10 protein-coding genes and 2 pseudogenes are annotated in these 9,106 nt (G+C 64.6%); 8 read left to right on the top strand and 4 right to left on the bottom strand.

The genetic code is table 11. The annotated features are described in order from the left end of the window. The 5 genes and pseudogenes from BIS11_RS05500 to BIS11_RS05520 form a co-directional block, all read left to right on the top strand. Window positions 1–202 (top strand): annotated as a pseudogene (locus tag BIS11_RS05500) (glutathione S-transferase); the annotation flags it as partial. Between the two features lie 54 nt (window positions 203–256). Beyond that, entirely contained in the window at window positions 257–796 is a 540-nt protein-coding gene (locus BIS11_RS05505) for a YaeQ family protein (protein WP_253421367.1), read from the top strand. 115 nt (window positions 797–911) lie between these two features. Continuing rightward, window positions 912–1,904, top strand: a complete 993-nt coding sequence (locus tag BIS11_RS05510) for a lipid A deacylase LpxR family protein (protein WP_253421364.1) — start codon at window positions 912–914, stop codon at window positions 1,902–1,904. Next, window positions 1,904–2,230 (top strand): hypothetical protein, encoded by a 327-nt coding sequence (locus BIS11_RS05515; RefSeq protein ID WP_253421361.1) that lies wholly within the window; start codon window positions 1,904–1,906, stop codon window positions 2,228–2,230. Before BIS11_RS05510 ends, BIS11_RS05515 begins: the two co-directional genes overlap by 1 nt. 135 nt (window positions 2,231–2,365) lie before the next feature. Beyond that, a complete protein-coding gene (locus BIS11_RS05520; RefSeq protein ID WP_253421358.1) occupies window positions 2,366–4,477 on the top strand; it encodes a TonB-dependent siderophore receptor in 2,112 nt (703 codons plus the stop codon). A gap of 72 nt (window positions 4,478–4,549) precedes the next feature. On the opposite strand, the gene yghU is transcribed toward BIS11_RS05520, so the two are convergent. After that, on the bottom strand, window positions 4,550–5,392 hold the full coding sequence (gene yghU, locus BIS11_RS05525; protein WP_253421354.1) for a glutathione-dependent disulfide-bond oxidoreductase: 843 nt from the start codon (window positions 5,390–5,392) through the stop codon (window positions 4,550–4,552). A 150-nt stretch (window positions 5,393–5,542) separates the two neighbouring features. Between yghU and BIS11_RS05530 the strand changes: the two genes are divergently transcribed. Continuing rightward, window positions 5,543–6,238 (top strand): aspartate/glutamate racemase family protein, encoded by a 696-nt coding sequence (locus tag BIS11_RS05530; RefSeq protein ID WP_253421351.1) that lies wholly within the window; start codon window positions 5,543–5,545, stop codon window positions 6,236–6,238. Here the strand turns inward: BIS11_RS05530 and BIS11_RS05535 are convergent. Both BIS11_RS05535 and BIS11_RS05540 read right to left on the bottom strand, forming a co-directional pair. After that, entirely contained in the window at window positions 6,235–6,660 is a 426-nt protein-coding gene (locus tag BIS11_RS05535) for an organic hydroperoxide resistance protein (protein ID WP_301282933.1), read from the bottom strand. The two genes, BIS11_RS05530 and BIS11_RS05535, sit on opposite strands and share 4 nt — an antisense overlap. A gap of 104 nt (window positions 6,661–6,764) precedes the next feature. Continuing rightward, on the bottom strand, window positions 6,765–7,214 hold the full coding sequence (locus tag BIS11_RS05540) for a MarR family winged helix-turn-helix transcriptional regulator (RefSeq protein ID WP_253421348.1): 450 nt from the start codon (window positions 7,212–7,214) through the stop codon (window positions 6,765–6,767). A 13-nt stretch (window positions 7,215–7,227) separates the two neighbouring features. Here BIS11_RS05540 and BIS11_RS05545 point away from each other — a divergent pair, with 13 nt between their 5' ends. Both BIS11_RS05545 and BIS11_RS05550 read left to right on the top strand, forming a co-directional pair. Beyond that, window positions 7,228–8,208 (top strand): MOSC domain-containing protein, encoded by a 981-nt coding sequence (locus tag BIS11_RS05545; protein WP_367399199.1) that lies wholly within the window; start codon window positions 7,228–7,230, stop codon window positions 8,206–8,208. Window positions 8,209–8,316: 108 nt separating this feature from the next. After that, a complete protein-coding gene (locus BIS11_RS05550) occupies window positions 8,317–8,739 on the top strand; it encodes an OsmC family protein (protein ID WP_253421342.1) in 423 nt (140 codons plus the stop codon). Window positions 8,740–8,845: 106 nt separating this feature from the next. Here the strand turns inward: BIS11_RS05550 and BIS11_RS05555 are convergent. Next, window positions 8,846–9,106, bottom strand: a pseudogene (locus BIS11_RS05555) (L-idonate 5-dehydrogenase); the annotation flags it as partial.

The following is a 9,106-nucleotide window of genomic DNA, read 5'->3' on the forward strand; positions in this document are numbered from 1 at the left end:
CTTCGCCCCGGTGGCGTTTCGTGTCCAGACCTTCGATCTTCCGCTCAGCGACACTTCCCGCGACTACGTCGAGCGGCTCTTGCAGGTGCCGGCGCTGCAGGCGCGGTACGAGCAGGCGCTGGCGGAGCCCTGGCGCGAGGAGAGCCACGAGCGCGATACGCTGAAGAACGCGATGCTGCTGCGCGATCTGCGAACGGGTTAGCCCGTGGGCCGGCCAATTCCGTTACACTAGTGAAAAATCAAGCGGATGATGGCCATGGCTCTGAGCGCGACCCCCTATAAAGTGGATGTGAACCTGACCGACCTGGATCGCAACGTGTATGAGACGCTGCGCTTCACCGTCGCTCGACACCCCTCGGAAACCGAGGAGCGACTCTGCGCGCGGCTGCTGGCCTTCGTGCTGTGGTACAGCGAGGCACTTGCCTTCGGGCGCGGGCTTTCGGACGTGGACGAGCCGGCGCTGTGGGAGAAGAGCCTGGATGGCCGCGTGCTGCACTGGATCGAGGTGGGCCTGCCGGACGCCGACCGGCTGACCTGGTGCTCGCGGCGCGCCGAGCGGGTATCGCTTCTGGCCTACGGGCGCACGGATATCTGGGAGGCGAAGGTGCTGCCGGCGGTGGCCCCGCTCAAGAACCTGCACGTGGCGAGCCTGCCGCAAGCGGCGCTCGAGACCGTGGCGCAGGACCTGCCCCGGGCGATCGAGTGGGCGGTCATGATCAGCGATGGTGCGCTGTTCGTCACCGACGAGCGGGGCCAGCATGAGATCACTCCGCACTGGCTGAAGCTCGAACGTTGAGCGCCGCGCGAGGGAAGTATGCCTGCTAAACATTCCTTTGTTACATACAACCAAAAATGTTTATAAAGTGGCTATACTGATGGCCTCGAACGACACCCTCCTCAAGGAACGAGACATGAACGACTCTTCTGCCGCCCGGTGGAAACCCCTGGCCCTCGCCGCTTCGATGACGCTTCTGGCACCTCTAGCCTTCGCCGACGACAGCGCATTGTCGGTCAAGGTCGAGAACGACGGCATGGCCAGCAGCGACGACGGCCACTTCACCAGCGGCTTCGAGCTCAACTACCGCTACACCCCAGGTGACCAGAGCTGGACCCAACGGCTTGCGACCTCCTTGCCCGATGCGATCATCGGCCGGGCGAACCAGGCGAGCTTTCGCTTGGTGCACCAGATCTACACGCCGGACAACATCGAGGAGCCCGCGCTGATCGTGGACGATCGTCCCTACGCGGGCCTGGTGTTCGTCGGTCTGTCGCTCTACGAGGACGCGCCAATCTCCCAGAACGTGACCCAGGCGACCGACCTGCACCTGGACGTGGGGCTGGTCGGGCCGTCGTCGCTGGCGGACAGCATCCAGCGCGAGGTGCATCGCATCACCAACAGTGACCGACCGCGCGGCTGGGACAACCAACTCGGCGACGAGCCGATCGCCAACCTCAACTGGCGCCGCCAGTGGTGGATCGACACGCCTCTGGCCGGCAAGCAGTTCGCCCACGGTCCGAGTGTGGGCGTGGCGCTGGGCAATCTCTACACCTACGCCAGCACCGGCTACAGCGTACGCTGGGGCGACGACGCCAGCGGCGTGCCGACGCTGACGCCCAACCCGGGCAGTCGCGGCCAGTTCGACGCCACCCACGGCCTCCAGTGGTACCTGTTCGCCAACGTGGACGGCTACTACATGGCGCACAACCTGACCCTCGACGGCAACGTCTTCTCCTCGAGCCACTCGGTGGATCGCAAGGAGTGGGTCGCGGATGCCTCCGTCGGCCTCGCCCTCGGCTGGGACGAGTGGCAGGTGACCTACGCCGCGCTCAAGCGCACCCGCGAGTTCGACGGCCAGGACAGCCACGATACCGTCGGCGCGATGACGCTCACCAGGCGCTTCTGATGGCAGGCAAGAGCCGTTACCCCACCACGCCGGACGGGCGCTACTTCGTGGCCAAGAACCGGCTCTGGCGCTGCACCGACCCGCGCCTCGACGACGACGAGGAGCAGGCGCAGGTCAACGCCTTGATGAAGGCGCGTCGCGCGGTCAAGAGCGCCAAGCAGCAGGGCGACGACGCGGCACTCAAAAAGGCGCGCAGCGAGGTTCAGCGCGCCAAGGAGGCGTTGGGCGAGCGCGGCCCGGTGTGGTGGGACGACGGCGCGCCGGACGAGGGCGGCCGCGCCCCCGAAAACAGCTCCTACGCCGAATGGTGGGAAAAGCATCGTTGACGCCCAGGTCAACTGCACGGGCCGGTGCAAGCGATCCAGCGGCGACATTGACAGACGGACGCCTCCCTTTTATATTCCCTTGCGAATAATAATCACTACCATTATCAGTCGATAATTTTGCTCGGGATACTTTTCATGCCAGACGGCTTTCAAGGCAAGCATCGACTTGCCTTGGCGATCACCATCGCCTCTCACGCGCTTGCCACTCCGGTGATCGCCCAGTCAAGCGCCCGTGCCGATGATGACGTCGCCCTCGATACCGTTCAGGTGACCGCCGAGGCGTCGGGAGTCTACGGTTATATCGACGCCGAACGCGAATCCAGAGTAGGCAAGCTTGCGGTGCCGATCTCTGAGCAGCCGTTTTCCATGTCGGTCATCGACCAGGAGTTCATTCAGGACACCGGTGCCAAGAGTATCCAGGATACGCTGCTGTATACGCCTGGCGTGCATGCGGGCAACTTCGGCTTCGATACGCGAACGGACAGCGCCAAGGTGCGCGGGCTGGATGCAGGGCGTTACCTGGACGGCCTGCGCCAGGTCTACGGCGCCTACAACACGGTGCGCACCAATCCCTACGCGCTGGAAAGCGTCGAGGTGCTGCGCGGGCCATCGTCCATGCTGTATGGCCAGGCGGATCTGGGCGGCATCATCAACGGCGTCTCCAAATTGCCGCAGGCGGAGCAGCGCGGCGAAGTCTGGGCCCAGGTCGGCTCCTTCGATCGCCAGCAGCTCGCGGTGGATGTGACCGGGGCCGCCGACGAAGAAGGGCAGTTCCTCTACCGTCTGGTGGCGCTTGCCCGAGACAGCGGCACCCAGGTGGATCACGTCGACGACGATGGCTACCTGCTCGCGCCCTCGTTTACCTGGCGGCCCAGTGACGAGACCCAGTTCACACTGCTGATCAATCGCCAGGAGAACAAGGGTCAGGTATCGGCGCAGTTCCTTCCCCAGGTAGGCACCCTGGAACCGGGCTCCCAAGGGTTCATCGGCTCTCAGCGGTTTGTGGGGGAGCCCGGTTGGGATCGCTATGATCGCGAGAAGACCGAAACCACGCTGTTCTTCGATCAAACACTGACCGATGACTGGGCGTTTTCCGCTACCGCGCGCTACACCGAATCCAGTACCCAAACCCGCGAGCATTGGGTGGACATCCCGAGCGTACCCGGCCCGAACGGCGAGGTGAATCGCACGATATTCACCGCCGACAACCAGACCCGCATTCTCAACTTGGATGCGCGGCTCACGGGGTCGTTCAGTCTGGGCGCCACCGAGCACACCCTGCTGGCGGGTATCGACCGTCAGGATGCGCGCTGGTCCGAGGACAACTACTCCTCCGTGGCCGGCGGAGGCGGGCCGATCAATATCTATGATCCCACTTACGGCGATCTTCGCCTCGACGCGCTCGACCCGCGCGACCGACCCGACAACGATATCGAGCAGGTGGGCGTGTACTTGGCGGATCATGTCGAGTTCGGCCCGGTGGTGCTCTCCGCAGGGCTTCGGCGTGACTGGGCCGAGAACCGTACCCTCGCGGTGGAAGGCCCCGATACGGTCAGTGACGAGGCGAAGACTACCGGACGTCTCGGGCTGATGTACCGCTTCGAGAACGGTTTCTCGCCCTACGTGAGTTACTCCGAAGCGTTCGCCATGAACCTGGGAAGCGACGGCACGGACGATCCGAGCCCGCTCAAGCCGACCACCGGTGATCAAAACGAGATTGGCTTCAAGTACGTGTCGCCGGACCAAACGTTGGCTCTGAGCGCGGCCTACTTCGATATCACCCAGGAAAACCGCATCAGCGACGGCCTCACCCCGGGCGGCGTGCAGCAGGTGGGCGCCAAGGTGGACGGCATCGAGGTACAGCTGAACAAGCGCTGGCAGCAGTTGGAGACCCAGCTTGCCTATACCCATCTCGATGCTCGCAACGATGCCACCGGCCTGCGGCTGCCTTTCGTGGCCGAAGAGCAGGTGTCCTGGTGGAACCGACTCTACATGGGAACGAACTGGCGCGTCGGTGCCGGTGTACGCTACGTGGGCGACACCGTGGGCGCCAGCGAAGCCCCGGTGGTGCCGTCCAGCACGCTGTATGACGCGATGGTCGGCTACACACTCGACGACTGGGACTTCTCGGTGGATATCAAGAACTTTACCGACGAAGAGTACGTGAGCTGGTGCCGCTACGATGGGAGTGATTGTGGCTACGGCGACCGGCGCAGCGTTACCGCGAACGTTCGCTATCAGTTCTGACCCCGCGCACGACGCAAGACGGCCCCCGAGGTGGCCGTCTTGCGTCATGGGTGATACCCGCTATCGCTGGCTTTAGAGCTTGTCGAAGTCGCTGGCATCATGGCGCTCGAGAAGCTGCTCGCTCTCGTCGCCCCAGGTCTTGTTGACCATGCGACCGCGTTTGACCGCGGGGCGCTCGTCGAGCTCCTCGGCCCAGCGGATCACGTTTTCGTAGGTGTGGGCCTGCAGGAACTCCGCCGCCTCGTAGACGCGGTTCTTGACCAAGGCGCCGTACCAGGGGTAGATCGCCATGTCGGCGATGGTGTACTCGTCGCCGGCCATGTAGCGGTTGTTCGCCAGGTGCCGGTCGAGCACGTCGAGCTGGCGCTTCACTTCCATGGTGTAGCGGTCGATGGGGTACTGGTACTTCTCCGGCGCGTAGGCGTAGAAGTGCCCGAAGCCGCCGCCCAGTATCGGCGCGCTGCCCATCTGCCAGAAGAGCCAGGAGAGGGTTTCGGTGCGCTTGGCCGGATCCGTCGGCAGGAAGGCGTCGAACTTCTCGGCCAGGTACAGAAGGATCGCGCCGGACTCGAACACCCGCTGGGGCGGGGTGACGCTGTGATCCATCAGCGCCGGAATCTTCGAGTTGGGGTTCACCTCGACGAAGCCGCTGCCGAACTGGTCGCCCTCGCCGATCTGGATCAGGTGGGCGTCGTACTCGGCACCCGTGATGCCCTTTTCCAGGAGCTCCTCGAGCAGAATGGTGACCTTGACGCCGTTGGGGGTGGCCAGCGAGTAGAGCTGCAGCGGGTGCTTGCCCACCGGGCGCTCCTTCTCGTGGGTCGCGCCCGCCGTCGGCCGGTTGATGCTGGCGAACTTGCCGCCGTTACCCGGCTCCCACTCCCATACTCGCGGCGGTGTATAGGTATCGCTCATCGTGCTCTCTCCTCGTGGTGATGGACGTCGATCAAAGGTCTTCTATAACGTAGCGTCAAGCTATCAATGGGGCTAATGAAAACCGTCTGCAAGGGGCGTATGTTGGGTCGGTACATGAGTGAACGTCGAAATGGACAGGAGCGGAGCCAGATGCGAACGATCGGTGTACTGGGCGGCATGAGCTGGGAGTCGACCCAGAGCTACTATCAGGCGTTGAACGAAGGGGTCAACCAGGCGCTTGGCGGACTGCATTCCGCTTCCATCGTATTGATCAGCGTCGATTTCGCCGAGATCGAGGCGCTGCAGCGCGCCGGCGACTGGGTGCAGGCCGGGGAGCGGCTCGCCGAGGCGGCTCGACGGCTCGAGCGCGCCGGTGCCGATTGCCTGCTGCTCGCCACCAATACCATGCACAAGGTCGCGCCCGCCATCGAAGCGGCCATCGGGATTCCGCTTCTGCACATCGCCGATGCCACCGCCGAGCGCTGCCAGGCGCAGGGCATCACCCGGGTGGGGCTCCTTGGCACGCGCTTCACCATGGAGCAGGCGTTCTACAAGGCGCGCCTCCAGAAGCGCTACGGCATCGACGTCGTCGTCCCGGACGAGCCCCAGCGTGACAGCGTTCACCGGATCATCTTCGAGGAGCTTTGTCGCGGCGAGATCAGGGAGGCGTCCCGAGCCCGCTACCTGGAGATCATCGCGACCCTCGAGGCTCGCGGCGCTCAGGCGGTGATTCTCGGCTGTACCGAGATCGCCCTGCTGGTCGCCCAGGAGCACACCACGGTGACACTTTTCGACACCACCGCCCTGCATGCGGCAAAGGCGGTGGCCTGGTCGCTCGAGACCTAGACGACGCTCAGCGTGACGTCGATGTTGCCGCGCGTGGCGTTGGAGTAGGGGCAGACCGTGTGAGCCTTCTCCACCAGCGACTCGGCCTCTTCGCGCGCAAGCCCGGGCAGGCTCACCTCGAGCTCGACCTCGATGCCGAAGCCGATCTCCACCGCACCGATGCCTACGGCGGCGTCGATACTGACGTCCTTTGGCAGCGTCACCTTCTCCTGGCTCGCCACGTGCTTGAGCGCGCCCAGAAAGCAGGCGGCGTAACCCGCCGCGAAGAGCTGTTCCGGGTTGGTGCCCTGGCCACCGGCGCCGCCCAGTTCCTTGGGCGTGCTGAGCGTGACGTCGAGCGCACCGTCGGAAGATCTGGCGTGGCCTTCACGGCCGCCGGTGACGTGGGCTTCGGCGCGGTAAGCGATGGTTTCGATGGACATGGAGCCTCCTTGGTCGATGATCAATACCGAGCCAAGTTAGTCCAGCTTTATTTTGCGCGCAAGATAAATTCGAAAGTGTGCTAACGAATCGAGCGGGCCCGTGGTCAGAGCGTCTTGAGAAGCTGCTCGCGTAGCGTCACCAGCTCGTTCTTCAAAGCCGCCAGCCGCTCGGGCGAGAGGGTGCTTGCCTGCATCATGCAGCCGGGAATCGGGGCCGCCTTGGTACGCAGCTCCCACCCCTTGCGGGTCAGGCAGAGCGTGACCACGCGCTCGTCGTCCGGGCCTCGCCGGCGTTCGAGAAAGCCGTCGTGCTCCAGGCGCTTGAGCAGCGGGGTGAGCGAGCCCGGGTCGGTCAGCAGGCGCTTGCTGAGCGCGCCCACCGTCAATCCATCGTGCTGCCAAAGCGCCAGCATCGCCAGGTACTGCGGGTAGGTGAGCCCCAGCTCCTTGAGCAGCGGCTTGTAGGCCTTGGTCATGGCAAGCGAGGTGGAGTAGAGCGCGAAGCAGAGCTGGTGATCCAGCGCGAGCGCGTTCAGGGGGTCTTGCTCGGACATGATGGCTCCCGGGTTGGTCGCGACCAATGTAGCGCGTCACGCGTCGAGTGGCTATCTCCTTGCCGGCGTGAGGCGCGTCGCCAAGGGCGCTGGAGCCTACCTGCCGATTTCGCTAAAGTGGCGCCTGTTCCTCGCCTTCGGAGTATTGCCCTTGAACATCCAGCAGCTCACCTTGTACCCGGTCAAATCGCTCCAGGGCATCGACGTGGCGGCGGCGCAGCTCACTCCCCAGGGGCTTGCCCACGACCGTCACTGGATGTGGGTCGACGAGCATCAGCGCTTCGTCACCCAGCGCCAGCTCCCGGCGCTCGCCCGTATCCAGGTGACGCTCACCGACCAGGCGCTGGTGCTTTCCCATCCGCGCGCGGGTTCGATCGACATCCCCCTTGAGGCGCCCGAGGGCAAGATCCGCCTGGTCACGGTGTGGAGCGATCACTGCAAGGCCCTGGCCGAGCGCCAGGCGGTATCCGACTGGCTGCTCGAGGCGCTCGGTGAGCAGGCCCGGGGCCTGACGCTGGTGCGCTTCGCCGAGGGGTTCACGCGCCACGTGGAAGCCGACTTCATGCAAGGCGAGGTCGCGGATACCCGCTTCGCCGACGGCTATCCGTTTCTCGTGACCACCACCGCTTCGCTCGACGCCCTCAACCAGGCGCTCGAGGCCGGTGGCCATTCGCCGGTACCCATGGCGCGGTTTCGCCCCAACCTGGTGATCGATGGCGCCTCGGCCTGGGAAGAGAACGCCTGGAAGACGATCGAGCTTGACGGTGGCGCGGTCCGCTGGACGCTGCGCAAACCCTGCAAGCGGTGCAAGATCATCACCGTCGACCAGCGCGAGGGCGTGATTCCCGTGCCCGCCGAGCCGCTCGCCACGCTGGTGAAGATGGCCACCCAGCCCGGGCTCAAGGGCGCTCACTTCGGCCAGAACGCCACGCTCGACGTCGGCGCGGGCGCGACCATCCGAGTCGGCGATGCCGTCACGGGCCGGCCGCGCTAGCGTCGTTCGCACCGCGAGGAAAATACGCTACGCTGAAGGAGGTGGCGACCGGGACCGCGTCCCGCGCCCTTCGAGTAATCAGGCAAACGAATGCAACAGGAGTGTTCCATGGATAGCAAAGCGAATGCGCATTGGGAAGGTGGCTTGAAGGATGGCAAGGGCAGCATCAAGACCGAGAGCGGCGTGCTGGATGCCGGCTACTCCTTCAAGCAGCGCTTCGAGGGCGAGAAGGGCACCAATCCGGAAGAGCTGATCGGTGCCGCTCACGCCAGCTGCTTCTCGATGGCGCTTTCCATGATTCTGGGTGACAAGGGCTACACCGCCGATGCCATCGATACGCAGGCAACGGTGACACTCTCCCAAGGCAAGTCCGGGTTCGACATCTCCAAGATCCACCTCGACGTCGAGGCGAGCGTGAGCGGAGCCGACGAGGCTGCCTTCCAAGAGGCTGCCGAAACTGCCAAGGCCAACTGCCCGGTCTCCAAGGTGCTCAAGGCCGACGTGACCATGACGGCCAAGCTCAAGGGCTGAGCCGCCTTCAGTCGCTCGATCTCGATCGAGCGATCCTGCCCGACGACACTTGCGTACTTCTGGCCGCCTTGCGCGGCCAGAAGCGTTTCAGGTGCCTGACCGACGCTCACGCCCAGAGCGAGATGAGCACCTTGCCGGAGGCCTCGGAGTCCTTGGCGATGGCGAATGCGTTCTGGGCATCGCTTGCCGGCAGCACGTGAGTGATGACGTCGTCGAAACGCGTGTCCGCCGCCAGCAGCGCGATGGCCTCGTCGATCTCATCAAAAAAGCGGAAGCAGCCGCGCAGTTCGACTTCCTTCGAGATCAGCGGTGCCAGCGCCAGCGGCTGGGCCGAGGCGGGCATCATGCCGATCTGGGCGATGACGCC

The organism is Halomonas sp. 707D4 (assembly GCF_024158685.1).
Lineage (GTDB): Bacteria > Pseudomonadota > Gammaproteobacteria > Pseudomonadales > Halomonadaceae > Vreelandella.

What these genes read in the sequence shown, in the direction of transcription:
- BIS11_RS05535 (WP_301282933.1), bottom strand. Translation starts at nt 6,660, where the DNA reads ATGTCCATCGAAACCATCGCTTACCGCGCCGAAGCCCACGTCACCGGC.
- BIS11_RS05505 (WP_253421367.1), top strand. Translation starts at nt 257, where the DNA reads ATGGCTCTGAGCGCGACCCCCTATAAAGTGGATGTGAACCTGACCGAC.
- yghU (WP_253421354.1), bottom strand. Translation starts at nt 5,392, where the DNA reads ATGAGCGATACCTATACACCGCCGCGAGTATGGGAGTGGGAGCCGGGT.
- BIS11_RS05540 (WP_253421348.1), bottom strand. Translation starts at nt 7,214, where the DNA reads ATGTCCGAGCAAGACCCCCTGAACGCGCTCGCGCTGGATCACCAGCTC.
- BIS11_RS05515 (WP_253421361.1), top strand. Translation starts at nt 1,904, where the DNA reads ATGGCAGGCAAGAGCCGTTACCCCACCACGCCGGACGGGCGCTACTTC.
- BIS11_RS05510 (WP_253421364.1), top strand. Translation starts at nt 912, where the DNA reads ATGAACGACTCTTCTGCCGCCCGGTGGAAACCCCTGGCCCTCGCCGCT.
- BIS11_RS05520 (WP_253421358.1), top strand. Translation starts at nt 2,366, where the DNA reads ATGCCAGACGGCTTTCAAGGCAAGCATCGACTTGCCTTGGCGATCACC.
- BIS11_RS05550 (WP_253421342.1), top strand. Translation starts at nt 8,317, where the DNA reads ATGGATAGCAAAGCGAATGCGCATTGGGAAGGTGGCTTGAAGGATGGC.
- BIS11_RS05530 (WP_253421351.1), top strand. Translation starts at nt 5,543, where the DNA reads ATGCGAACGATCGGTGTACTGGGCGGCATGAGCTGGGAGTCGACCCAG.